Annotated in this window: 17 protein-coding genes; 4 read left to right on the top strand and 13 right to left on the bottom strand. The window is 66.0% G+C overall.

The window, feature by feature from the left end:
• Positions 1 to 138 precede the first annotated feature (138 nt).
• Complete coding sequence (locus tag J2T47_RS14720) at positions 139 to 1,152, bottom strand: ABC transporter substrate-binding protein (protein WP_253447976.1); 1,014 nt, start codon at positions 1,150 to 1,152, stop codon at positions 139 to 141.
• 233 nt (positions 1,153 to 1,385) lie between these two features.
• On the opposite strand from J2T47_RS14720, the gene hutH reads away from it, so the two are divergent.
• Positions 1,386 to 2,915 carry a histidine ammonia-lyase gene (gene hutH, locus J2T47_RS14715; RefSeq protein ID WP_253447973.1) on the top strand — a complete coding sequence of 510 codons (1,530 nt, stop codon included), beginning with the start codon at positions 1,386 to 1,388 and terminating at the stop codon, positions 2,913 to 2,915.
• A 201-nt stretch (positions 2,916 to 3,116) separates the two neighbouring features.
• On the opposite strand, the gene J2T47_RS14710 is transcribed toward hutH, so the two are convergent.
• Together J2T47_RS14710 and hutC are read right to left on the bottom strand one after the other, a co-directional pair.
• On the bottom strand, positions 3,117 to 3,707 hold the full coding sequence (locus J2T47_RS14710; protein WP_253447971.1) for a HutD/Ves family protein: 591 nt from the start codon (positions 3,705 to 3,707) through the stop codon (positions 3,117 to 3,119).
• The gene (gene hutC, locus J2T47_RS14705; protein WP_151188577.1) at positions 3,704 to 4,414 is read right to left on the bottom strand and encodes a histidine utilization repressor; all 711 of its coding nucleotides are present in this window, start codon (positions 4,412 to 4,414) and stop codon (positions 3,704 to 3,706) included. The genes J2T47_RS14710 and hutC overlap by 4 nt, the downstream gene beginning before the upstream one ends.
• 223 nt (positions 4,415 to 4,637) lie before the next feature.
• On the opposite strand from hutC, the gene J2T47_RS14700 reads away from it, so the two are divergent.
• A complete protein-coding gene (locus J2T47_RS14700; protein WP_253447968.1) occupies positions 4,638 to 6,002 on the top strand; it encodes a formimidoylglutamate deiminase in 1,365 nt (454 codons plus the stop codon).
• Between the two features lie 209 nt (positions 6,003 to 6,211).
• On the opposite strand, the gene J2T47_RS14695 is transcribed toward J2T47_RS14700, so the two are convergent.
• The 9 genes from J2T47_RS14695 to thiI all read right to left on the bottom strand — a co-directional run bounded on the left by J2T47_RS14695 (position 6,212) and on the right by thiI (position 19,717).
• Positions 6,212 to 6,775, bottom strand: coding sequence for a lipocalin family protein (locus J2T47_RS14695; protein WP_253447964.1), 564 nt, complete (start codon positions 6,773 to 6,775; stop codon positions 6,212 to 6,214).
• A gap of 37 nt (positions 6,776 to 6,812) precedes the next feature.
• The gene (bamE, locus tag J2T47_RS14690; RefSeq protein WP_138213877.1) at positions 6,813 to 7,067 is read right to left on the bottom strand and encodes an outer membrane protein assembly factor BamE domain-containing protein; all 255 of its coding nucleotides are present in this window, start codon (positions 7,065 to 7,067) and stop codon (positions 6,813 to 6,815) included.
• A 73-nt stretch (positions 7,068 to 7,140) separates the two neighbouring features.
• Positions 7,141 to 7,746, bottom strand: coding sequence for a DUF924 family protein (locus tag J2T47_RS14685; protein ID WP_253447961.1), 606 nt, complete (start codon positions 7,744 to 7,746; stop codon positions 7,141 to 7,143).
• Positions 7,746 to 8,759, bottom strand: coding sequence for a class 1 fructose-bisphosphatase (locus J2T47_RS14680; RefSeq protein ID WP_138213875.1), 1,014 nt, complete (start codon positions 8,757 to 8,759; stop codon positions 7,746 to 7,748). The genes J2T47_RS14685 and J2T47_RS14680 overlap by 1 nt, the downstream gene beginning before the upstream one ends.
• A 232-nt stretch (positions 8,760 to 8,991) precedes the next feature.
• A complete protein-coding gene (gene estP, locus J2T47_RS14675) occupies positions 8,992 to 10,899 on the bottom strand; it encodes an esterase EstP (protein WP_253447957.1) in 1,908 nt (635 codons plus the stop codon).
• Between the two features lie 101 nt (positions 10,900 to 11,000).
• Positions 11,001 to 12,365: a DUF3999 domain-containing protein gene (locus J2T47_RS14670; RefSeq protein ID WP_253447954.1), complete on the bottom strand. Its 1,365-nt coding sequence runs from the start codon at positions 12,363 to 12,365 to the stop codon at positions 11,001 to 11,003.
• On the bottom strand, positions 12,362 to 16,072 hold the full coding sequence (locus tag J2T47_RS14665; RefSeq protein WP_253447949.1) for a DUF2339 domain-containing protein: 3,711 nt from the start codon (positions 16,070 to 16,072) through the stop codon (positions 12,362 to 12,364). The genes J2T47_RS14670 and J2T47_RS14665 overlap by 4 nt, the downstream gene beginning before the upstream one ends.
• Before the next feature lie 199 nt (positions 16,073 to 16,271).
• Positions 16,272 to 18,092 carry a translational GTPase TypA gene (gene typA / locus J2T47_RS14660; protein WP_081515354.1) on the bottom strand — a complete coding sequence of 607 codons (1,821 nt, stop codon included), beginning with the start codon at positions 18,090 to 18,092 and terminating at the stop codon, positions 16,272 to 16,274.
• Between the two features lie 170 nt (positions 18,093 to 18,262).
• A complete protein-coding gene (gene thiI, locus J2T47_RS14655; RefSeq protein ID WP_253447946.1) occupies positions 18,263 to 19,717 on the bottom strand; it encodes a tRNA uracil 4-sulfurtransferase ThiI in 1,455 nt (484 codons plus the stop codon).
• A gap of 331 nt (positions 19,718 to 20,048) precedes the next feature.
• Between thiI and glnA the strand changes: the two genes are divergently transcribed.
• On the top strand, positions 20,049 to 21,458 hold the full coding sequence (gene glnA, locus J2T47_RS14650; protein ID WP_045215805.1) for a glutamate--ammonia ligase: 1,410 nt from the start codon (positions 20,049 to 20,051) through the stop codon (positions 21,456 to 21,458).
• Positions 21,459 to 21,578: 120 nt separating this feature from the next.
• A complete protein-coding gene (locus J2T47_RS14645) occupies positions 21,579 to 21,989 on the top strand; it encodes a hypothetical protein (protein WP_253447943.1) in 411 nt (136 codons plus the stop codon).
• 12 nt (positions 21,990 to 22,001) lie between these two features.
• Here J2T47_RS14645 and J2T47_RS14640 read toward each other — a convergent pair whose 3' ends face one another.
• A complete protein-coding gene (locus tag J2T47_RS14640) occupies positions 22,002 to 24,209 on the bottom strand; it encodes a mechanosensitive ion channel family protein (protein WP_253447940.1) in 2,208 nt (735 codons plus the stop codon).
• Between the last annotated feature and the right edge of the window lie 184 nt (positions 24,210 to 24,393).

The raw sequence follows: 24,393 nt of genomic DNA, 5'->3' as shown, positions 1-24,393 counted from the left end.
GGAGAGGGAGCCGCCCCTGCCGGCTGACACTTTGGCCTCAACCTGCACCATACGGTCCCCTCTCCCTTCGGAGCGGGGCGCGCAGCCAGGGTTAGGGAGAGGAAGCCCCAGTACCATCAACTTCACCCAGGCACCCGCTCACTTCAACGCCGCATCGATCTTCGTCGCCGCCTCGTCCGTCACCCACTTCGACCACAAATCCCGATGCTCGCGGAAGAACTTCGCGCGCACGTCCGCCACATCGCGGTGGTGCTCGGCCATGTCCGCCAGCAGCGCGTTGAACATCGGCAGCGGCAGCTCGACCTTCTCGAACACCTGCACCAGCGCCGGTGCCTTGTCATGGAAGTCGCGGGACACGCCGATGCTGATCTTCGCCGGCAGCGAGCGCGAGCCCCTGGGGTGGACATCGTTGGCGTCGGTCAGGGTCTTCCAGGCCGCCTCGTCGAATGGCGGCTCCTCCAGTTGCACCAGCTTGAAGCGTCCCAGCAGCGGCGTCGGTGCCCAGTAATAGAAGAGCACCGGCTTGCCCTGGGCGATGGCCGAACTGATCGCCGCATCCAGCGCGGGGCCGGCGCCGGTGCGGAAGTTCACGTAGCTGTCCGTCAGGCCGTAGGCCTTGAGCTTCTGCGTGTTGACGATCTCGCAGGTCCAGCCGGTGGGGCAGTTGTAGAAGCGGCCCTTGTCCGGCTCCTCGTCATCCTTGAACAGCGCCTTGTATCGGGGCAGATCGCTGACGGACTTCAGCTCCGGCGCGGCAGCCTTGATGCCGCGCTTGGCGTCGCCGTGCACCACGTAGTCCGGCACCCACCAGCCTTCGCTGGCGCCCTTCACCGTTTCGCCCACGGAGAACACCTGGCCGGCCTGCTCCGCCTGCTGCCAGATGGTGCTGCGCCCGGCCCACTGCTCGCCGGTGACCTGGATGTCGTTCTGCTTCAGCGCGTTCTCCATGGTCACGGTGTTACCCGGCACGGCGTCGGTCTGGCAGCCGTAGCCCTTCTCCAGGATGAAGCGCAGCACCTCGGTGGTGAACATGCCGCTCTCCCAGTTCAGCCCGGCGAAGACCACCGGTTTCGGGTAGGGGCAGGCGGCGAAGGTCTGCGCGCAGAGGCCGAAGGCGAGCAGCAGGGCGAACAGGCAACGGGGGGCGGACATAGGCATCTCCGGACCTTGGTGTCCCATTGGGTTTAGCCGCCGATCCGCGATTTGCCCACGACCACCGGACTGGAAATGCCACTGGCGGTGACATTCACTCCAGCCATGCACCACCGCAAGCGAAGGTGAAATGCCAAGTCACGCGTTCTGGCGCGCCATGGCACAGCGATTGCTATACCTGTATATACAGGAACGATCCACGGTAACACTTTCACCGAACCCAGGATGCCGACATGTCCGAAACCCTGCTCCTGACGCCCGGCCAGTTCGACCTCGACCAGCTGCGCGCCATTTACCAGCACCAACCCGAATTACGCCTGGCGGATGAATGCCGCGAGGCCATCCTGCGCAGCGCGCAGACGGTCAGCCAGATCATCGCCGACCAGCGCACCGTCTACGGCATCAACACCGGCTTCGGCCTGCTGGCGCGCACCTCCATCGCCGAGGACCAGCTCGCCACCCTGCAGCGCAACCTGATCCTCTCCCATTGCACCGGCACCGGCCCGCTGCTGGACGACGCCAGCGTGGCACTGATCATGGCGCTGAAGATCGGCTCCCTGGCGCGGGGCTTCTCCGGCGTCGGCCTGCCGGTGATCGAGACGCTGCTCAAGCTGTACCGCGCGCGGGTCTACCCGTGCATCCCGTCGCAAGGCTCGGTGGGCGCCTCCGGCGACCTCGCGCCATTGGCGCACCTGTCCTCGACCCTGCTCGGTGTCGGCCAGGTACGCCACGAAGGGCGCATCCTCGAAGCCGCCGAGGGGCTCGCCATCGCCGGCGCCGAACCGCTGGTACTGGGGCCGAAGGAAGGCCTGGCACTGATCAACGGCACCCAGGTCTCCACCGCGCTGGCCCTACGCGGGCTGTTCGCGGCGGAGAGGCTGTTCATCTCGGCGGTGGTCGCCGGCAGCCTGACGGTGGAAGCGCTGAAGGGCTCGTTCGTGCCCTTCGACGCGCGCATCCAGGAAGTACGCGGGCAACCGGGGCAGATCGCGGTCGCCGCGCTGTACCGCGAGCTGCTGCACGACAGCCCGATCAACCATTCGCACATCGACTGCAAGCGCGTGCAGGACCCGTACTCACTGCGCTGCCAGCCGCAGGTGATGGGCGCCTGCCTGGATCACCTGCGCTTCGCGGCCGGGGTTTTCCTGCGCGAGGCCAACGCTGTTTCCGACAATCCGCTGGTGTTCAGCGCTGACGGCGATGTGCTGTCAGGCGGTAACTTCCACGCCGAGCCGGTGGCCATGGCCTCCGACGTGCTGGCGCTGGCGATCTCCGAGATCGGCGCGCTGTCCGAGCGGCGCATCGCCCAGCTGGTGGACCCGGCGATGTCCGGGCTGCCGGCCTTCCTGGTCAAGGAGGGCGGGCTGAACTCCGGCTTCATGATCGCCCAGGTCACCTCGGCGGCGCTGGCCTCGGAGAACAAGACCTGGGCCCACCCGGCCTCGGTGGACAGCCTGCCGACCTCGGCGAACCAGGAAGACCACGTCTCCATGGCCACCTTCGCCGCCCGCCGCCTGCAGGACATGGCCGGCAACAGCGCTGGTGTGGTCGCCATCGAACTGCTCGCCGCCGCGCAGGGCGTGGACTTCCACGCGCCGCTGCAGAGCTCGCCGCAGCTGCAGGAAGTGCGCACGCTGATCCGCAGCCAGGTGCCGCATTACGAACAGGACCGCTACTTCGCCCCGGACATCGCCGCGGCGCGGGCGTGGGTAGAGGAAGGGGTGATGAGCCGGTGGATCGGCTATTCGCGCCTATACGCCTGACCTGAAGTCGATGGCGTTTTACGCCATCGAGGGCATGGCCCGCTCCTACACCGGCAAGAGCGCAGCCCCCTGTAGGAGCGGGCCATGCCCGCGAACAGCGCCTGTAAGGCGCTTCTTCCGGGCCGTGGAATGGTTGATGGGTATCGCTTCGCTCCACGCCATCCTACAAATGCAAAAGGCGCCTTCCGGCGCCTTTTCTGCTCAGCGTGCGTCGAGTTCGATCACGCAGATATCCGCACTGCCCGCCACCTTCAGCCGCCACTCGCGCAACGCACCGTCGCCCTCGGCGATCAATGTGTCATGCAGGCCCAGCACACCAGCGGCCGCACCGTTGAGGCTGGCATGAATGCCCTCCCCCGCACTGAACAGCAGCACCGTCGAAGCACTGCTGAAGAAATGCGCCGCGCCATCCAGCTTCAGCCACTGCAGCCGCGCCCGATAGCGAGCCGGCGAGTAGATCAGGTTGAAGTCGCGGATCGCGCCGCCCAGCAGCGTGCAATCCACTGCGCTGGCACCATCGAAGGCGAAGGCATCGAGCGCACGCAGGTCACGGGAATCGACGCCATCCACCTTCAGCCGCATGCCCTCGCCTTCCAGCACGCTGATGACGCGCTGGTAACCGGTGAACGCGGAGAACGGCCCGGGCGCCCCGACGTCAGCGATGGACACGCGCCAGCCGAAACCTTCCAGGCCGTCGCCGACATCGCGGACGATCTCGCGGGTGGTACCCGCACCGTTCTTCCAGGGCATCGCCGGGTAGTCGGCAGCGCGCAGCAACTTCACATCGGTCATGAACTGAAACGTCCTTCCAGGCGGTAGCGCGAGCCCGGATACAGCAGGCGCGCGCTGGTGACGGTATTGCGCCCCGACCAGGTGCGCCGGCGGATCAGCAGGCACGGCTCATGGCGGTCGACGGACAGCAGCTTGCATTCCTCCGGGCTGGGCAGCACTGCCTCGACCACGTGCTCGCCCTCGCTCAGCGGCGCCACTTGTGTGAGGTAGGCGAACGGCGTCTGCCCGGTGAAATCCTGCTTCATGTAGTCCGGCGCCACGGCCGCGTTGACGTAGCGGTCCTCGATCTGCACCGGGATGTCGTTCTCGTAGTGCACGATGATCGAGTGGAAGATGCGCTGCCCTTCGCGCACGTCCAGCGCCAGAGCGCGCTCGGCGGTGGCCAGTTCCTCGATCAGGCTGACCACCACGCAATGGTGCTTGTGGCCGCGGGCAGTGATTTCCTCGGCGATGTTCTGCACCTGGAACAGCGCCGACTGGCCCTTGGGCTCGGCGACGAAGGTGCCGACGCCCTGCATGCGCACCAGCAGCCCGTCGGCGGTCAGCTCGCGCAGCGCGCGGTTGATGGTCATCCGGCTCACGCTCAGCTCCTCGACCAGCTCCGCCTCGGACGGCACGCGGTGGTGCGGCGGCCAGGTGCCGGACTGGATCTGCTGGATGATCAGCTGCTTGACGCGGGCATACAACGGCGCGGGAATTTCCCCCATCTGCGCGGCGAGCGACGAACCCTCGGCGGGCGGGGTAGGCGTGGGCGATGCGGGCACGGGAAACTCCTTGTCGTGGCGACGGCTGGTCTGACTCCGGCATGTACCGGATTCGACCGGTGCATACAAGTCCTCTGGCGACCGTCGGGTGCCTTGCAGTTTACGGTCTCGGCAAACGTCTGTATATGTATATACAAATTCCAAGAAGCTCGCGAGGACCCCGCGCATGTCCGTCCTGTTCGCCGAATCCGCCCTGCTGCCCTCCGGCTGGGCGCGCAATGTCCGCCTCGAGATCGATGATGACGGCCTGTTCACCGCGATCACCCCGGACGCCAGTGCGGAGGGCGCCGAACGGGTTTCCGGGCCACTGCTGGCAGGCATGCCGAACCTGCATTCGCACGCCTTCCAGCGTGCCATGGCGGGCCTGGCGGAAGTCGCCGGCAACCCCAACGACAGTTTCTGGACCTGGCGCGACCTGATGTATCGCCTGGTCGGCCGCCTGTCGCCCGAACAGGTCGGCGTCATCGCCCGCCAGCTGTACATCGAGATGCTCAAGGCCGGTTACACCGGCGTCGCCGAATTCCACTACGTGCACCACGACGTCGACGGCAAGCGCTACGCCAACCCGGCGGAACTGGCCCTGCGCGTGAGCCAGGCGGCGACGGACGCCGGCATCGGCCTGACCCTGCTGCCGGTGCTCTACTCCCACGCCGGCTTCGGCGGCCAGGCGCCCAGCGACGGCCAGCGCCGCTTCATCAACAGCACCGACAGCTACCTGAAACTGATCGACGGCCTGCGCGCGCACCTGGCGACGCAGCCGCAGCAGGACGTCGGCCTGTGCTTCCACTCCCTGCGCGCAGTAACCCCGCAGCAGATCGCCGAGGTGCTGGGCGTCGATTCCAGCGGTTGCCCGGTGCACATCCACATCGCCGAGCAGCAGAAGGAAGTCGACGACTGCCTGGCCTGGAGCGGCCGTCGCCCGCTGCAGTGGCTGTACGAGAATGTCGAAGTCGACGAGCGCTGGTGCCTGGTCCACGCCACCCATGCCGAAGCCGACGAAGTGACTGCCATGGCCCGCAGCGGCGCGGTCGCCGGCCTCTGCCTGACCACCGAGGCGAACCTGGGCGACGGCATCTTCCCGGCGGTGGATTACCTCGCCCAGCACGGTCGCTTCGGCATCGGCTCGGACAGCCATGTATCACTCAGCGTGGTCGAGGAGCTGCGCTGGCTGGAGTACGGCCAGCGCCTGCGCGACCAGCGCCGCAACCGCCTCTACGGGCAGGACCAGCCGATGGTCGGCCGCACCCTGTTCGACGCCGCGCTGGCCGGCGGCGCCCAGGCCCTCGGCCAGCCCACCGGCGAACTGGCGGTGGGCAAGCGCGCCGATCTGCTGGTACTCGATGGCGGCGATCCTTACCTGCAGACCGCCCGTGGCGACGCCATCCTCAACCGCTGGCTGTTCGCTGGCGGCGACCGCCAGGTGCGCGACGTGATGGTTGCCGGGCAATGGCGCGTACGCAGCGGCAAACATGCGCTGGAAGAACAGAGCGCCCGCGATTTCGCCCAGGTCCTCCGCGAGCTGCTGGGCTGAGTGCCAGCTTCAACGTCCCTCTCCCCCGCCCTCTCTCTGAAGGGAGAGGGAGCCGTTCGGCGCAAGGGCTATTTACAGCGTTAGCCGGCGAGCACCAAATTTCCAAAGCATGCCGATCAGTCCCCTCTCCCTTCAGGGAGAGGGCTAGGGAGAGGGCAGCCACGAACGAATATGCCCCATGAAAAAACGCCCCTCGGGGCGTTTTTTCGTCAGGGCGCGGCGGAGGTTTCTCCCGCCCGCCAGATCAGGTCGTCGGTCTGGTAGCCGCGCTCGTGGGCCAGTTCCAGCAGCTTCATGCGGGTCGCGTCCGGCACCACCGGCTGGCGCGAGAGCAGCCAGAGGTATTCGCGGTTGGGGTTGCCCACCAGCGCGGTCTGGTAGTCGTCGTCGACGTAGAGCACCCAGTAATCGCCCTTGGCGAGGCCGGGGAAAATCCGCGAGAAGGTGTTGTCGAAGCGCACCCAGAGCTTGTCGGTGCGGCCCGGCACCTGCGCCTCGGCGCGGCCGGTGGCCTGGTCCCAGTCGCCGTCCTGGGTCAGGCAGCGATTGGTCACCGCGATGCTGGCATCGTCCTGCAGGCGGTAGTGGGCTTCGGACTGCGTGCACTGGCGCTGGAAGAACATCGGCTTGCGCGCCAGCTCGTACCAGGTGCCTTCGTAGCGCTTGAGGTCGACCTGTACGGTCTGCGGTGGCTGCTGTGCAGAGCCTGCGCAGCCGCCCAGCATGATGGAGAAAGGTGCGGCCAGGCAGGCCAGCCAGATGGATCGATGCATTCGTTCCTCCTCGGCCGCCTGCCCTGCCCGGGGGCTCTTATTTCAGACCCTGGGCGGAGAACAGCAGCACTTTGTCGCCGGCGTACTGGATGCTGATGAAGGCTTTCTCATCACCCCAGGTGCAGCTGGAAACGCCCAGCGCGCCGGAGCATTCGGTGGGCTTGCCGAGCAGGCTTTCGACGTCGGCCTTGCTCATGCCGGTTTTGATCTTGGAATAGTTCTCCTGGTTCACTTTGCTGCAAGCGGCCAGGACGACACAGAACGCGACGAGCGCGAGGCGGCGGAAAGACATCGACAACTCCATTGTTTGGGGGGCAGGCCAACAAGCTTGGCACAGGGCGACCGGTTCGGCCGCCGGGTTGGAGTCAGAAACGTGAGCCAGGTTCCGTGAGGAACTTCGCTTCTTCGGGCGTGGACTCGCGCCCGAGGATGGTATTGCGGTGGGGGAAGCGACCGAAGCGCTCGATCACCACCTGATGCTTGCGCGCGTAGGCGAGGTAGCCGGCGAACAGCACCTTCTCGCTCTCGCTGGACTCGCCCTGCAAGTCCTCGTACAGGCGCACCGCCTCGTTCTGGCTGGCCAGGTCTTCGGCGTGCTCCAGCACGATGTAGACGAATACCCGCTCGATGCGCGGCAGCTGGCGATCGAAACCGGCTTCCAGGCCCTGGCGCACCAGTTGCTGGGCGCGGGCATCGCCGGCATAGGCGCGCGGGGCATCGCGGAAGACCATGCGCGGCAGCTGGTCCAGCAGCAGGATCAGCGCCAGCCAGCTCTGCGGCTCGCGCTCCCATTCCTGCAGACCACCGTCCAGAGCCTGGCGTACCAGGCCGCCGAAACGGTTTTCCGAGTCCACGTCCTGGCAGCCGCTCTTGCCGAACCACAGCGCGTTGCGCTGGGCAGCGACGTCATTGGCATCCAGCGCAGTGCCGAACCACCAGTCGAGCAGGGCCTGCCAGGGCGCGGCGCTCATCAGCCTTCCTGGTGGTAGGCGGTGGCGCGTTCGACTTCTTCCTTCGAGCCCAGGAACACCGCAACGCGCTGGTGCAGGCTGTCCGGCTGGATGTCGAGGATGCGCTGGCGGCCATTGGTGGCGGCGCCGCCGGCCTGCTCGATGATGAAGGACATCGGGTTGGCTTCGTACATCAGGCGCAGCTTGCCGGGCTTCTCCGGCTCGCGGGAATCGCGCGGGTACATGAACACGCCGCCGCGGGTCAGGATGCGGTGCACGTCAGCCACCATGGAGGCGATCCAGCGCATGTTGTAGTTCTTGCCCAGCGGGCCTTCCTTGCCGGCCAGTAGCTCGCTGACGTAGCGCTGTACCGGGGCTTCCCAGTGGCGCTCGTTGGACATGTTGATGGCGAACTCGGCGGTGCTGGTCGGCACGGTGATGTTGTCGTGGGTCATCACGAAGCTGCCCAGCTCCCGGTCCAGGGTGAAGCCCTTGACGCCGTTGCCCAGGGTCAGGATCAGCATGGTCTGCGGGCCGTAGATGGCGTAGCCGGCGGCGACCTGGGTGGTGCCCGGCTGGAGGAAGGCCTCCTCACGCAGGCTGTCGTTCTGGCTCAGGTATTCCTGCGGGCAGCGCAGCACGGAGAAGATGGTGCCGACCGAGACGTTGACGTCGATGTTGGAAGAGCCGTCCAGCGGGTCGAAGACCAGCAGGTAGGCGCCTTTGGGGTACTTGCCCGGAATCTGGTAGGGATGGTCCATTTCCTCGGAGGCCATGCCGGCCAGGTTGCCGGCCCACTCGTTGGCTTCCAGGAGGATTTCGTTGGACAGCACGTCCAGCTTCTTCTGCACCTCGCCCTGCACGTTCTCGGTTTCCATGCTGCCGAGCACGCCGCCCAGCGCGCCCTTGGAAACGGCGTGGCTGATCTCCTTGCACGCGCGGGCCACCACTTCCACGAGGTGACGCAGGTCGGCCGGGGTGTTGTGGCTGCGGGTCTGCTCGATCAGATAGCGGCTCAGGGTAACGCGGGACATGGAAGACTCCAGGGGAGAAGATGGAAAAAATCAGGGCGCATTCTAGCGTGGAAACGGCCGCGATGCCTCCTTGTACGGTGGCCTCGCCGAATGCTTGGAGCCCGCCGCGCACGGGCAGTTCCCCAGAGAGGAGCGGCCTTGCGACCTTCGGCCGCGCGACAGGCAGTAGAGTGGAAAGACAGCGGGGTGACAGCCGGACCGCCTGTCACCCCGCCCTGCCCGCTTCAGGCGATCAGAAGTCCAGGCTCAGTGCCAGGTTCACGCCCTGGGCCAGGTCGTCGCTGCTGCGGTGCGCGCTGTAGCCGCCGCGCAACGAGAGCTCCGGGGTCAGCTTCTGGGCGAAGCCGATGGTGGCGCGCTGCAGGTGACTCTGCGGGGTGTAGCCCTGCAGGCTGAAGCCGATGTCCGGCAGGCTGGTGAAGTTCATCCCGACGTTCTGGGTGTCGTCGGCGTACTCGCGCTCCACGGCCACCTCGCCGAACAGCTGGGTCTCCTGGGACAGGTCCAGCTTGCCCTGCAGGCCGACGCCGAGGCGACGGGAGTAGCGGTCCTGATCGTCGTAGGCCAGCGCGGTAGAGCGGCCGCTGCCCTCTTCGTAGCCATCCACTTTCACCCGCGCCCAGTCGGCGCTGACGAAGGGCGACAGGTGCCAGTTCTCGCCGCCCTGGGCAATGTCGTAGCCCAGGCGACCGCTGAAGGCCAGCAGGCTGCCGTCGGTGTCGGCCTTCTCTTCGACCTCGTGGTTGATGATGGTGAACTTGCGGTTGGCGTCATCAAAGTCGAGCTTGCCGCCGGTTACCGACGCATCAGCCCACCAGCGGTTCTGCTGGAACTGCACGAACAGGCTGCCCAGGTAGCTGTTGAGCTTGTAGTCGGAGTCATCCGCGCCCAGCTCCAGCTTCTGCCGGTAGAAACCCAGCGAGCCGCCGACACGCCAGGCGTCATCGAGGCGGTAGCTGGTGCCCAGGGTCAGGTTGGCGCCGTAACCGGAGCCATCGGCCGCGCTGTCCTGATCGTCGTAGTCCAGGTGCTGCGCGCCACCGGTGACGAAGCCGCGCCACTGGCCGGTGCCCTGCCAGTTTTCCCAGTCTGCCAGCCACTGACTGCGCAACTGGTCCTGGTAGGCGTTGTAGGTGCCCAGGGCCATCTCCGGCAGCATGGTCGCTTCCCACGGGGCGGAGAGCACCGAGTAGGCGTAGTCGGCGATCAGGGTCTGGCCGGCGATGGTCGGGTGCACGCCATCGTTGAAGATCAGCTTGGTCGGGTCGGGGTTGCTGCCATGGCGACCGTACACCGCGTTTTCGGGGCAGCTGTTGCCGCTGAAGCAGGTGCCGATCAGGTTCTGGTCAGTGGCCAGGCCGTAGGCGCCCGGGTTGGCCAGTACTTCCTTGAACATCGCCGGGATGTTCAGCGGAATGACGTTGGCGTTCGACGCCGCCAGCTGGCTGACCAGTTCCTCGTTGAAGATGCCCGACAGTTGGGTGCCGAAGGGCTCCAGCGCGGTGCCATTGGTGGCCGGTGTCTGGCCCAGGTCGGGCAGCAGCCAGACCATGATGTAGCGCGCGCCGGCGTTGTGCAGCGCATCCACGCTGTCGACCAGACGCCCGGCAGCCGCACGGGCGGTGGGGTCATCGGTAATGCGCAGCTGGAGGAAGTCGTTGCCGCCACCGGTGAGGTAGTAGAGCGCGTTCGGGTCGGCGCGGTTGTTCACCAGGTAGCCGTCACGGGTGCGACTGTCGGAGCCGGAGGTGACCGTCGAGCCGCCGGCAGCGGTGATGGAGTCGTAGATCTGGTCGGTGCGGTAGCCGCCGACTGCCCAGTTGTTGCCGTCGACGGTGCCGGGCACCAGCGAGGTCGAGGGGTTCAGGTCGGTGCCACTGATACCCAGCTTGCCGCCCAGGATCATCGGCGCGGTGGGGCCGAAGATCTCGCCGCTACCGTCCAGGTAGGTCGGGCCGACTCGGTTGGTGAAGCGGGTGCTGGCACCGGCGGGGCCGCTGGCATCGGCGAACTGGCCGGAATCGCTCAGGCTGTCGCCGAAGACGACCATGGTGGAATACGGCGAAGGGGCTGCGGAGGCCTGCGTGGCAATGGCCAATGCGCACGCAGCCGCCAGCGGGGTGAGCGCCTTTCTGATCATTCTGCTACTCCATGCTTTGTTGTTATTTGGCAATCAGAACAACCAAGACAGTATCAGAATTTCTACAGGCGACACCCCTATCTTGCGGCGATCCGCGTCGATCAGCTCGCCTGGCGGTTGCTCCGCAGCAGGCTCAGCGCCATCAGCGCGAGCAGGCCGACGCCCGCCAGCAGCAGCGCCCACAGGCCGTAGCGTTTCCAGTGGGTATCGGCTTTGACGGCATTCGCCGGCATTTGTGTCGCCGGTGCCTGCAAAGTGCCCTGGAGCCGCGCCTCGCCCATGCTCGCCAGACGTTTGGGTTCGTAGCCGGGCACCAGGGTGGACAGCGGCAGGCTGCCATCGCTGATGGAAGCGCTGCCCACCGCCAGTTCGTAGGGCGCGCCGCCGCGGGCGAGGAACACCAGTTCGCTGGCGCGCACGCCCACGCTCAGGTGCGCCGTCGAACCGCCGAGTCCGCCGCCGCGCGAATCCACCTGCAGGCGCAACTGGGCCAGGCTGGTGCCGGGCAGTTGCAGTTCTTCCTGGGTGACTTCCCCGCCCTGCCCCGGCAGGCGGTAGAGCACGCCGCGCGCCAGCGGCGCCCACTGCACGTTGCCGTCATGGCGGCCGGAGATCACCACCGGCGCCAGGGTGTTGTTCTGCTGCAGGGGAATCCGTACCCGCTCCACGGGCAACGCCAGCGGCAGGCTCCAGCTGAAGTCTCCGTTGTTGTCGGCCTGGGCTGCCAGCGGCTCGGACCAGAGCATCGGCACCGGCCCGGCACTGCTGCGGCTGCCGCTAAGGGTGGCGCCGACCAGTTGCGCCGCCTGTTCCGGCGACTCCCACCACAGGCGCAGGTAGCGCGCCGTCTGACCGGGCAACGCGATGTCGTTCTGCTCGATGCGCTGGCCATTGAAGTCCAGCCGCGCCAATTGCCCTTCGCCCAGCGAGCGCCAGTGCTCCAGGTCGTCGCTGGCCTCGATGCGCAGGCGCTGGAAACCATCGGAGTCCGCAGTCCAGTCCAGTTGCAGGCGGTCCAGCGGCAGGTCGCCGGAGCCGGTCTCCAGCAGCCAGCCGCGCAGCACCTGGGTCTTGCCCTGCTCGGGCGCGTTCGGGGTGATTTCGAGGATGGTGCCGGTGGTGCTGCGAACGATCTTCAGGTTGTCGCCGGCCGAGCTGCCGGAGGCGCTGCGCAGCGGGAAGATGCGCGCCTGCACTTCGCTGCGCACCTCCTTCTCGCTGGCCGCGCTGGTGCGCAGGCTGTATGGCAGCGCCTCGCCTTCGGCGTTGAAGATACGAACGTCACGCAGATCTCCATGGCGCGCAGCGAACAGCACCTCGATGGGCAATTGCACACGGTACCAGGGCCCGTTGCCGGACACTTCCAGCGGCACACGATTGGCAAAATCCGCGGGAGCGGGTGCGGCACTGGCCTGGCTGCCCAGCAGGCAGGCACCCGCGAGCAGGACTAGGTTCTTGAGCTTCATGCGGAGGGTTGCTCCTGTTGCGATGGCTCTTCGGGCGCGGGCCGACGCGGCGGCAGCGGCGCTAAGTAGCCGACGATCAGCATCAGCACGCCGACGCCGATGAAGGAAATGATGCGTTCCAGGCTGCCGCCGCTGGCGCGGTCGACGAGGAACAGCTTGATCACCACCACGACCAGCAGTACCGCGCCGACCAGCCAGAAGTCGCGGCGGCCGCGCAGGTGCCCGGCGATCATCAGGCCCAGGGCGATCAGTGCCCAGACGATGGACAGCCCGGCCTGCACCAGCATGGACTGGCTCAGGGAGTCGAACTCGAACGGCACGCCGCCCCAGTGATGGGCGGTGCGGCACACGGCCATGGTCAGCAGGGCGAACAGCGAAGCGCCCAGCAGCGCCTGCACCGGCAGGCGCAGGCTCGACTCGGCCACGCCCAGCTGCGGCAGGCCCAGGCGCGTCCACTGGAAGATCGCCGCCAGCACGATGAGCATGCCCAGCTCCAGCGGGTTCACCAGCGGCAGGTAGGGCAGCGGGTCGGCGGCGCCGTTGCTGAACAGGTTGACCAGCCAGAACCAGCCCAGCAGCGCCAGGGCCACAGGCGCGGCGGCGATGGCGCGGTACTCGCGCTCGAAGGCCGCCACCGGCCACGGCAAGCGCGCCACGCCGCCCATGAGGATCAGGAACAGGCTCGGCACCAGCGCCCAGCCCAGCCAGCGCCAGGCGTTGTAATGCTCGGCCAGGGCGAAGAACAGGTAGCGCAGCTCCAGCGCCAGCACGCCGAGGATCAGCCAGCAGCCCAGCACATGGGCTGCCTGTGCAGCACGGCGCGGCAGCCAGGCAGCGAGCCGGCGCAGGGTGAGGAAGTGCACCGCGAACACCGCCAGCCAGCCGAGCCAGCCCAGATCGGCCAACGGGTGGTATTGCAGGTTCCAGGCACTGGCCAGGGCCACCAGCGACACCGGCACCAGCGCCAGGCACAGCAACGCCAGCGCGCGCCATTGCTCGCGGCGCGCCAGCAGTGACCAGAGGCCGACACTGATGGCCGCCACCAGCAGCGCCACGTGTTCACGCATCTCGCTGGGCACGAAGCGGGCAATCTCCGACACCGCGGTCAGCGCCCACCAGCCGGCGCCCCAGACCAGCAGCAACTGCGACAGCTGCTCCAGCCCAAGGCCACCCAGCGCCAGGTTGCGCTCGCGCTCGCTGGCCCGGTGCAGGCGCCAGGCGCCGATGATCGCGGCCAGCGCCAGTACCGCCGGGGTCCAGAAGCCCATGTGCGCCAGCGGCTTCAGGCCCTCGCTGGGCAGGTCACCGAACAACGCCGAGCCGCCGAGCAGGAAGGCACCCGCGCCGATCACCTGCAACACCAGGCCGAAGATGAACGCGGCGCGCTGCTGCAACTGCAGGCTCAGCCAGAGGATCAGCAGGCCGCTGCCGGCCCAGACGGCGGCAGCGGTCTGCCACGGCAGCACGAACAGCACGGCGAGGTTGATGAAGGCCAGGCCCAGCAGCAGGACCACGCTCAGGCCGAGCATCAGCCGGCGGTCGTCGCGCACCATCGAGTCGCGCGCGGCGATCAGCATGGCGGCGATCAGCGCCAGGCCGATCAGCGAGGCAGTCACCAGCCCACGCCAGCCTGAGCCAAGTACTCCGTTGCCCTCCTGCGCGCCCTGCAGATGCAGAAGGAACACCGCGCCACCGAGCAACTGCACCGCAAAGGCGCAGGCCAGGAAGGTGCGCGAACGCAGGCGCAATGCGGCGAACAGCGTGGCCAGACCGGCCACGGCCCAGGTCATGGCCGTGCCGTCCGCGCCCATCAGCAACGGCGCGATCAGGTAGAGGAAGGCCAGGCCGAAGGCCGCCAGTACCGGACGGGCGCTCGGCTCCCAGCTACGCAGGGTTTCAGCATTGGCATTGCGCAGGTTCCAGAAGCTGAACAGCAGCGCCACGCCGAGCATCAGCGCGCCCAACGGGGCGCCTTCAAGCAGCGTCAGCGACTGCGGGTCGGCACGCAGTTCGCCGAGGAAGGCCAGCGCTGCACCGATTTGCAGCAGCAAGGCGAAAATCCGCGCCAGCGGCCGCTGCTGGCGCAAGCCGAGCCAGAAGATGCCCGCGCCTTCGACTGCCCAGGCCGCGGAAGTCCAGCGCGCGTCCAGGCCCAGCGGGATCGCCAGGGTGCCGAACACCACACCCAGCGCCAGGCAGGTTTCCACCAGCAGCAGCGCGCGGCCGGCGGTGCGCCCGGCCAGCAGGCGGGCGAGCAGCATGTAGAACAGGCCCAGCGCCAGGGCGCTGAACGCCGCGCCGAATTCCAGGTGCTGGATGATTCCGTATTGCAGGCCGAAGCCCACCAACGGCGTGCCGAACAGCACGGTGCCGTCGACGTAGTCGGTCTGCCGCGCCGACCAGCGCAGCAGCGCATCGCGCGAATCGTCCTCCGGCGCCCCGGCCGCCTCACGCAGGCGACGACGGGCGAACAGCAGGCCAATGGCGACGTAGGTGAGGAAGAACAGGATCAGGAACGGCTCGGTGGTGGCGAACAGCTCCGGCTTGTAGGAGCGCAGCCCCCAGGCCAGGCCGATGCCGAAGGTACCGAAGAAGCCGATCAGGTTGAGCAGCCGCCAGGCCTTGAACCAGGCGATGGCGAAGATGCCGGCGTTGAGCAGGGCGAAGTAGCTGAACAGTGCGACATGGCTGCCACCGCCGGTGGAGGCCAGGATCGGCGCGGCGAAACCGCCCAGTGCGGCGGCGGCGGCGAGGCCCAGGGCGTCCTGCAGGATGGCGAGGATCGCCGAGAACAGAGTGACCGCCACCAGCAGCACGAAGCCGGCCTTCGGATCGATCAGCACTTCACCATGGTTCATTGCCGGATACAGCTTGATGCTGGCGAACACCGTCAGGTAGAGCACAGCGACGCCGGTGCCCTGGAGGATCAGCGCGTAGGCCGGGCGACGGTGACGCAGCCACCAGCCGAGCCCGAGCAGCGCCAGCGCGGCGGCCGCGGTGCCGATGTAGGGGCCTTGCGGCGGCATGGTCATGCCTTCGGTGGCGTAGCGCAGCAGGAAGGCCAGGCCAAGGAACAGCAGCACCACACCGACGCGTAACACGGTGTTGCCGCCCAGCAGCCAGTCGCGGGCGGCGCCGAAGGCGCGGTCGAACAGCGAAGGGGCCGGCGGAGATGGCGGCAGCGGCGGCGCGGCAGGGGCTGGTGTCGGCTGGGCCTCGGACTCCTCGACGCGGGCCTGGACGGCCGGCCTTTCCATCGGTTCGAGCACCAGGTCGGACCACTCGATGGGCGCTTCCACCTGCGCGGCAGCCACCGCGGCGGGCACCGGCTCGCTGGCGGGCAGCTCGATGTTCCACTCCAGCTCGGCGACAGCGGGTTCGCTGACGGGGGGCTCGGGCTCGGGAACGTCCGGTGCGGCCGGCATTGGCGGCGCAACGTACTCGACGCTGGCCGGCGGCGGCGTCTGCCCGCTCGCGTCACGCTCCACCTGCAGCAGCCGCTCATACAGGGCCTTGGTGCCCTGGTCGAAGCGCTCGCCAAAGGCCTTCAGCTCACCGCGAAGGCTGACGTTCTCCCGCTGCAGGCTGTGCAGCGCGAAGGTCTGTCCCAGCGCGAGACCAACCACCGCGCCCAAAACCGCCCCGGTGATCGACTCGCCCGCAGCGGCGCCGATGACCAGGCCGACCAGCATGAAAATCCATTGCATGCTTTCGAATCCTTGAGGTTCTGTGCGAATCCATCCCGAACCGGACGGCAACGTCCGGCAGGCTGAGTATATCGGCCCGGTTCCCTGGCCTGCGTCCACTAACTCTCAGCTTCACAGGATCAGACGTCTCGATACTGCCTTTCAGCCACGCAGAAATGAAAAAGCCGGGCATGAGCCCGGCTTTTTCACTGCAGATCGATCAGACCTTGGCGCGTTCGTAGCGCTTGCGGTCGTTCTCGTTGAGCATTTTCTTGCGCAGACGGATGGACTTCGGAGTCACTTCCACCAGCTCATCATCGGCGATGAACTCCAGCGCCTGCTCCAGGGTGAAGCGGATCGGCGGAACCAGGGCGATGACTTCGTCCTTGCCCGAAGCGCGCATGTTGTCGAGCTTCTTGCCCTTCGTGGGGTTGATCACCAGGTCGTTGTCGCGGCTGTTGATGCCGGCCAGCTGGCCTTCGTAGATCTCGTCGCCTGGGCCGAGGAACAGCTTGCCGCGGCTTTGCAGGGTTTCCAGCGAGTAGGTCAGCGCGGTGCCGGTGGCCATGGAGACCAGCACGCCGTTCTGACGGTTGGTCACTTCGCCGGCCTTGATCGGGCCGTAGTGGCTGAAGGTCGAGGTCAGGATGCCGGTGCCCGAGGTCAGGGTCAGGAAGTTGTTACGGAAGCCGATCAGGCCACGCGCCGGGATGGTGTATTCCAGGCGCACGCGGCCCTTGCCGTCGGGGATCATGTTGGTCAGATCGCCCTTGCGCAGGCCCATCTGCTCCATCACCGAGCCCTGATGCTGCTCTTCGATGTCGATGGTGACGTTCTCGTAAGGCTCCTGCTTCTCGCCGTCGGCGGTCTCGATGATGACCACTTCCGGACGGCCTACGGCCAGTTCGAAGCCTTCACGGCGCATGGTTTCGATCAGTACCGAGAGGTGCAGTTCGCCACGGCCGGAGACCTTGAACTTCTCCGGGGAGTCGCCTTGCTCGACGCGCAGGGCCACGTTGTGCAGTAGTTCCTTGTCCAGACGGTCCTTGATGTTGCGGCTGGTGACGAACTTGCCTTCCTTACCGGCGAACGGCGAGTCGTTGACCTGGAAGGTCATGCTCACGGTCGGCTGGTCGACGGTCAGCGGCGGGCGCGCTTCGACGTTCTGCGGGTCGCACAGGGTGTCGGAGATGTACAGCTCGTCCATGCCCGAGACGCAGACGATGTCGCCGGCTTCGGCTTCAGCGACTTCGACGCGCTGCAGGCCGGAGTGGCCCATGATCTTCAGGATACGGCCGTTGCGCTTGGTGCCGTCGTCGCTGATGGCCACGACCGGGGTGTTGGTCTTGACCTTGCCGCGGGCGATACGGCCAATGCCGATCACGCCGAGGAAGCTGTTGTAGTCCAGCTGGGAGATCTGCATCTGGAACGGACCGTCGACGTCGACTTTCGGCGCCGGAACGTGGTCGATGATCGCCTGGAACAGCGCGTCCATGTTGTCGTCCATCTTCTCGTGGTCCATGCCGGCGATGCCGTTCAGGGCACTGGCGTAGACGATCGGGAAGTCCAGCTGCTCGTCGGTGGCGCCGAGGTTGTCGAACAGGTCGAAGATCTGGTCGATGACCCAGTCAGGACGCGCGCCCGGACGGTCGATCTTGTTCACCACCACGATCGGACGCAGGCCGGCCTTGAAGGCCTTCTGGGTCACGAAGCGGGTCTGCGGCATGGGGCCGTCCTGGGCGTCGACCACCAGCAGTACGGAGTCCACCATGGACATCACGCGCTCAACCTCACCGCCGAAGTCGGCGTGGCCGGGGGTGTCGACGATGTTGATGCTGTAGTCGTTCCATTTCAGGGCGGTGTTCTTCGCCAGAATGGTAATGCCACGCTCTTTTTCCTGGTCGTTGGAGTCCATCACGCGCTCGTTTTCCGCTTCTTTGCGGTCGAGGGTGCCGGACAGGCGCAGGAGCTTGTCTACGAGGGTGGTCTTGCCATGGTCGACGTGGGCGATGATGGCGATGTTGCGCAGTTTTTCGATCACAGTGTCAGTCTCGATAGTGAATCTTCGGCTGCCGTTTTCGGCAGCGGGGGCCGGGCCGTGGCGCGGCGGTGCAAAAGGTCAGGGCGTGAGCCTACGCACCGAATGTGTCGGGAGGTCGGTGGCGGATACTGCCGCCGAACAGTCCGGGCTGGCGGCGTTGGTCCGCGCCTTTATTGCGGACGGTAAACACGCACATTGGTGTGCCCTTCGTTGACCAGGTGGTGGGCGTGCAGGCGACTCATCACGCCCTTGTCGCAATACAGGAGGTACTGGCGGTTGGGGTCCAGTTCCTTGAACTTGCTGTTGATCGCGTAGAACGGCATCGGCAGCACTTCGATGCCCTCGATGGCCAGCGGTTCATCTTCCTGGGCATCGGGGTGACGGATGTCCACCACGATCTGCCCGGCCAGCACCTCGTCGACCATTTCCACGGCCAGGTCCTTGCCCAGTTCATCGATCACGCGATCGACGGTCATCTGGGTGGAGCGCTCCAGGGCGCGGTCGAGCACGGCCATGTCGAACTTGGTTTCTTCGTGGTCGACGCGGTACGGCTTGGCCTGGGTGGTCGGGTTCACCGAGATCACGCCACAGTATTCTGGCATGTGCTTGGCGAACTCGGCGGTGCCGATCCTGGTCGCGGTGTCGATGATGTCCTGCTTGTGGCTGACGATCAGCGGGCGCAGGACCAGGGTGTCGGTCACCCGGTCGATCACCGAGAGGTTCGGCAGGGTCTGGCTGGACACCTGGGAAATCGCCTCGCCGGTCACCAGCGCGTCGATCTCCAGACGCTCGGCCACACGGCTGGCGGCGCGCAGCATCATGCGCTTGAGGGTCACGCCCATGTAGCTGTCGTCGACCTTGGTGAGAATCTCGCCGACCACTTCCTCGAAGGGTACGCTGACGAACAGCACGCGCTGGGAGCTGCCGTACTTCTTCCACAGGTAGTGCGCGACTTCCATCACGCCCAGTTCGTGGGCACGGCCGCCGAGGTTGAAGAACACGAAGTGGCTGATCATGCCACGGCGCATCATCTGGTAGGCCGCCACGGTGGAATCGAAGCCGCCGGACATCAGCACCAGCACCTGTTCCAGCGCACCCAGCGGGTAGCCGCCGAGGCCATCGTGCTGGGCGTGGATCACGTAGAGGCGGTCGTGGCGGATTTCCACGCGCACCTGCACTTCCGGGTTCTTCAGCGACACGCCCGCCGCGCCGCAATGCTGGCGCAGGCCACCGCCGACGTAACGCTCCACATCAATGGAGGTGAAGGGGTGCTTGCCGGCGCGCTTGCAGCGCATGGAGAAGACCTTGCCCGGCAGCTGGTCGCCGAAGTGTGCCTTGCACTTCTCGAGGATGTCGTCGAAATCGCCCAGCGGGTATTCGTGCACTTCCAGGAAGTGGCCGATACCCGGCGTGCAGGTCAGGCGCTCGATCATTTCGCGCAGCGCCTTCGGGTCGGTGACCCTGGTCTCGACCTCGAGGTTGTCCCACTCGCCCTCGACCAGCAGCTCGGGATCGAGATCGCGGAGCACCGTGCGAATATTCTTCGCCAGCTGGCGGATGAAGCGCTTGCGCACCGGCCGGCTCTTGATGGTGATTTCCTGGAAGACCTTGACGATGAGTTTCATGCGGATCGGGCGATTGCCATGGGACTGAAAAAAAGGGGCGGAATTATATCCGAAATTGCTCAAGACTTGAGCAGAAATCGGAGACTTTCTTTTTAGTGCACCAAAATGGACTGATGCACCACGATGGAGCACCAAAGCGGTGCACTATTATCGCGCAATCCTCTATAACTCCCGCTACAGCCCGTGATTTCTGGGCCTCTGCCCATTTACGGGCACTGGCACGCAACTTGCTCTCTTGTGAGGCAGGTTGCCCTGGCGGAGTATTCCGGCCGGCATCACCCGATACTGGGGCACAGAAAGCTCCCAGCTCTAATCCCTCCTGGAGGACAGCATGTCGTACAAGTCGCAACAACTGATCAAAGATCATGACGTGAAGTGGGTTGACCTGCGCTTCACCGATACCAAAGGCAAGCAGCAGCACGTCACCATGCCCGCCCGCGACGCGCTGGACGACGAGTTCTTCGAAGCCGGCAAGATGTTCGATGGCTCTTCCATCGAAGGCTGGAAGGGCATCGAAGCCTCCGACATGATCCTGCTCCCGGACGACAGCACCGCCGTGCTCGACCCGTTCACCGAAGAGCCGACCCTGATCATCGTTTGCGACATCATCGAGCCGAGCACCATGCAAGGCTACGAGCGCGACCCGCGCAACATCGCCAAGCGCGCCGAGGAATACCTGAAGTCCACCGGTATCGGTGACACCGTATTCGTCGGCCCGGAGCCGGAGTTCTTCATCTTCGACGAAGTGAAGTTCAAGTCCGACATCTCCGGCTCGATGTTCAAGATCTTCTCCGAGCAGGCTTCCTGGAACACCGACGCTGACATCGAGACCGGCAACAAAGGTCACCGTCCGGGCGTCAAGGGCGGCTACTTCCCGGTACCGCCGGTCGACCACGACCACGAAATCCGTACCGCCATGTGCAACGCCATGGAAGAGATGGGCCTGGTCATCGAAGTTCACCACCACGAAGTGGCGACTGCCGGCCAGAACGAAATCGGCGTGAAGTTCAACACCCTGGTGGCCAAGGCTGACGAAGTTCAGACCCTGAAGTACTGCATCCACAACGTTGCCGACGCCTACGGCAAGACCGTGACTTTCATGCCGAAGCCGCTGTACGGCGACAACGGCTCGGGCATGCACGTTCACATGTCCATCTCCAAGGATGGCAAGAACACCTTCGCTGGCGAAGGCTATGCCGGCCTGTCCGATACCGCCCTGTACTTCATCGGCGGCATCATCAAGCACGGCAAGGCTCTGAACGGCTTCACCAACCCGGCCACCAACTCCTACAAGCGCCTGGTTCCGGGCTTCGAAGCTCCGGTCATGCTGGCCTACTCGGCCCGTAACCGTTCCGCCTCGATCCGTATTCCGTACGTATCCAGCCCGAAAGCCCGCCGCATCGAAGCGCGCTTCCCGGACCCGGCTGCCAACCCCTACCTGTGCTTCGCCGCTCTGCTGATGGCAGGCCTGGACGGCATCCAGAACAAGATTCACCCCGGCGATGCCGCCGACAAGAACCTGTACGACCTGCCGCCGGAAGAGGCGAAGGAAATCCCGCAGGTTTGCGGCAGCCTGAAAGAGGCGCTGGAAGAACTCGACAAGGGCCGTGCGTTCCTGACCAAGGGCGGCGTGTTCACCGACGAGTTCATCGATGCCTACATCGAGCTGAAGTCGGAAGAAGAAATCAAGGTGCGCACCTTCGTGCACCCGCTGGAATACGACCTGTACTACAGCGTCTGATCCACGAATACCTATAAATAGCGACACCATTAAGGCCTCCTTCGGGAGGCCTTTTTTATTGCCGGGCGCATCGACCATGACTAGATTTCACTCCGTCGCCACTACCCAAGAAGGGTTCCGATGCACTACTTGTCCCGAATTCTGCCCCTGCTGTTATGCCTGCCGCTTTCCGCTCACGCGCTGACCGATTGCAACGATGTGCAAGATCGCGACTTGCAACGAATGTGCGAGGCAGTGAAGAGCGGCAGCATCACGGACTGCAACAGCATTGGCGACCGAGACCTGAGACGGTACTGCGAGGCGAAGGTTGCGCCCGACAATGGCAGGACCGATTGCAGCGACATCCATGACCGTGACACCAGCCGGCAATGCCAGGCCATCGTCACCAACAACCCCGGCGACTGCGAAAGCATTGATGACCGCGACATGCGCCGCACCTGTCGAGCGATGACCAGCGGCACCGCGGCTGATTGCGAAGGCATCGATGATCGTGACCTGCGCCGCACCTGCCGTGCACTGAAGACACCCTGAAGTCCGCCGGGATCAGATCCCGCCGTCTACCGGCACGCCCTGCTCCTCGTCATCCTCGCGGCGCGACTTGCGCATGCGCGAGAGCTGCACGTTCAGGCGCGGCATGGACAGTTCCAGCCCGGCCTTGTCGAGCTTCTGTCGCAGGCGCAGGTTGAAGGCGCGCTGCACTTCCCACTGGCGGATCGGCGCGGTCTTGAAACGGAAGCGCAGGATCGCCTGGCCGGCGTCGAAGCTCTCGATGCCCTGGATTTCCAGCGGCGACCAGATGGCACGGTTGATGGTGCGGTCGCCGCGCAACTCGCCGGAGACCTCCTTGACCAGCGCCAGCGCGTCGTCGATCGGCATGCTCGCCGGCACCGGCCAGCGGAACATGGCGTAGCCGAACTGCCGCGAGTAGTTCTTGATGCTCTTGATCTCGCTGAACGGGATGGTGTGCACCACACCGTCCAGGTCACGCAGGCGCACGGTGCGAATGGTCAGGCCTTCCACCGTGCCGAGATGGCCGCCGACGTCGACGTAATCGTCGATGGACAGCGAATCCTCGATGATGATGAACAGGCCGGTGATCAGGTCCGCCACCAGCGACTGCGCGCCGAAGCCGATGGCCAGACCGATCACACCGGCGCCGGCGAGCAGCGGCGTGACGTTCATGCCCATGTTGGCCAGCGCGACGATCAGCGCGATCACCGCGATGGTCACGAACAGCACGTTGCGGATCAGCGGCAACATGGTCAGCGCGCGGGCGTTGGCGCTCTTCTTGCCGCCCAGGCCGAGGCTGTGCTGCACCGCGGTGTCGGTGAGGATCCAGACCAGCCAGGCCACCAGCAGGGTGGTGCCGAAGCTGAACAGCTTCATGCTGATCTGCGAGCCATCCCCCTCGGCGAAGCCGATCAGCGACATGCCCCAGACGCGCAGGCCGATCTCCAGGAAGAACAGCAGGCTGGCGATGTGCAGCAGGGTGTAGCCAAAGCTCTGCAACTGCTCGATGTACGGCGCGTGGCGTCGTGCGCCGCGCCGCGCCGAGCGCTGGTGGGCGCGACGGATCAGCCCGTTGACGGTCATCGCCACCACCGCCACCACGGCGCAGACCAGGGCCCGGCGCAAGGCGTAGCTGCTGTCGCCGGCGGTGACGATGGTGGCGAACAACGAGATGCCGACCAGCACGAGCACCGGCAGGAACCAGATCGAGCCGATCAGTTCCACCAGGTCGCTCAGGCCACGGCGCTTGAGGCGGCGCTCCAGCGGCTGGTTGCGGATCAGGTGGGCGATCGGCCGGCGGAACTGCAGGACGAACAGCGCGGTGAGCAGCGCGGCGCAGATGTTCGCCACGGAGCCGACGAACAGCGAGATGTTCATCCCCAGGCTCTCGATGACGCGCGGATCGTGCATCACTTCGCCCAGCGCGGCGAGGCTGCCGATCAGCCACAGCGGGCGGAAAGCGCGACGCCGCAGGATATCCAGCGCACGCATGCGGTGCGGGCCGCTGAGCAGCGACAGGGAAATCACGCACAGGGCGGAGAACAGCGTGCCGCACACCAGGGTGTAGGCGATCACCATGGCCACCAGCTTGCCCAGCGAGCTGGGCAGCACCAGGGACAGGTAGACGGTGATCAGGAAGGCCACCAGCCAGGGGCCGAGCTTGCGCAGGGCGAACAGCAGCAGGTCGCGGGTCTTGGGGTGTTGCGGCAGCTCGTCTTCCAGGCCGAAGCGCTTGCGCATGCGCCCGGCGATCCAGCGCAGGCCGAGGGCGACACAGGCCCAGATGAGGATGACCAGGGCGAAATCGAGGATCATCCCCGGCCACTCCGCCAGCGACGGGGTACGCGCGTCGAGCTCGAAGCCGGCGCCCTGGAACAGTTCCGACCAGCGCACCACGGGGCTGTTGGCGCCCTCGAACTGGCGCTCCAGGCTACCCAGAGTGTCGCCGATCAGGCCGAGCACACCGCCCTGGTCCTCGGTGCCTTTCTGCGTGGCATCACGCAGCTGCTTGAGCTTCTTCAGCAGGTCGGCGCGTTGCTGGTCGCTCTCCAGGGTCTTGATCACTTGGTTCAGCGACTGCTCCAGCTGGGCGTCGCTGACCTTCGCCTCGCCACTGCCCGTCACCCCGGCCAGCGGCCCGGGAAGCGCCGCCAGCGCAGGCCCGGCGACGGACAAGCCGAGGCCCAGGCAGCACAGCAGCAGCCACTGGCGAAGCAGGTAACGAATCGGAATCACAGGCATACCCCACCAACATGGACAATCACGCTTGCCCGCATCATACAGACGCCGGCGCCAGGCTCGGACCCGTCCCACGCAGGAAAGGTCCCCCCCACGAGCAGCAGCGCACAACGCGCGGCGCCCCGCTGAAAGACAATAGGCAACTTGCCAGCCGCCGTCGGCGGTGCAAGGCTTGGCATGACCATCC

This window comes from Pseudomonas nitroreducens (assembly GCF_024170165.1).
In the GTDB taxonomy this organism is placed as follows: Bacteria; Pseudomonadota; Gammaproteobacteria; order Pseudomonadales; family Pseudomonadaceae; genus Pseudomonas; species Pseudomonas nitroreducens_C.
This window is presented reverse-complemented; position numbering and strand designations above follow the sequence as displayed.

Bases quoted from the DNA above. Each gene is read 5' to 3' on its own strand.
- bamE (WP_138213877.1), bottom strand. From the start codon at position 7,067: ATGTCTTTCCGCCGCCTCGCGCTCGTCGCGTTCTGTGTCGTCCTGGCC.
- J2T47_RS14710 (WP_253447971.1), bottom strand. From the start codon at position 3,707: ATGACCGATGTGAAGTTGCTGCGCGCTGCCGACTACCCGGCGATGCCC.
- J2T47_RS14695 (WP_253447964.1), bottom strand. From the start codon at position 6,775: ATGCATCGATCCATCTGGCTGGCCTGCCTGGCCGCACCTTTCTCCATC.
- hutC (WP_151188577.1), bottom strand. From the start codon at position 4,414: ATGGGGGAAATTCCCGCGCCGTTGTATGCCCGCGTCAAGCAGCTGATC.
- J2T47_RS14670 (WP_253447954.1), bottom strand. From the start codon at position 12,365: ATGAAGCTCAAGAACCTAGTCCTGCTCGCGGGTGCCTGCCTGCTGGGC.
- J2T47_RS14665 (WP_253447949.1), bottom strand. From the start codon at position 16,072: ATGCAATGGATTTTCATGCTGGTCGGCCTGGTCATCGGCGCCGCTGCG.
- J2T47_RS14680 (WP_138213875.1), bottom strand. From the start codon at position 8,759: ATGTCCCGCGTTACCCTGAGCCGCTATCTGATCGAGCAGACCCGCAGC.
- hutH (WP_253447973.1), top strand. From the start codon at position 1,386: ATGTCCGAAACCCTGCTCCTGACGCCCGGCCAGTTCGACCTCGACCAG.
- estP (WP_253447957.1), bottom strand. From the start codon at position 10,899: ATGATCAGAAAGGCGCTCACCCCGCTGGCGGCTGCGTGCGCATTGGCC.
- J2T47_RS14685 (WP_253447961.1), bottom strand. From the start codon at position 7,746: ATGAGCGCCGCGCCCTGGCAGGCCCTGCTCGACTGGTGGTTCGGCACT.
- J2T47_RS14645 (WP_253447943.1), top strand. From the start codon at position 21,579: ATGCACTACTTGTCCCGAATTCTGCCCCTGCTGTTATGCCTGCCGCTT.
- thiI (WP_253447946.1), bottom strand. From the start codon at position 19,717: ATGAAACTCATCGTCAAGGTCTTCCAGGAAATCACCATCAAGAGCCGG.
- J2T47_RS14720 (WP_253447976.1), bottom strand. From the start codon at position 1,152: ATGTCCGCCCCCCGTTGCCTGTTCGCCCTGCTGCTCGCCTTCGGCCTC.
- J2T47_RS14700 (WP_253447968.1), top strand. From the start codon at position 4,638: ATGTCCGTCCTGTTCGCCGAATCCGCCCTGCTGCCCTCCGGCTGGGCG.
- J2T47_RS14640 (WP_253447940.1), bottom strand. From the start codon at position 24,209: ATGCCTGTGATTCCGATTCGTTACCTGCTTCGCCAGTGGCTGCTGCTG.
- glnA (WP_045215805.1), top strand. From the start codon at position 20,049: ATGTCGTACAAGTCGCAACAACTGATCAAAGATCATGACGTGAAGTGG.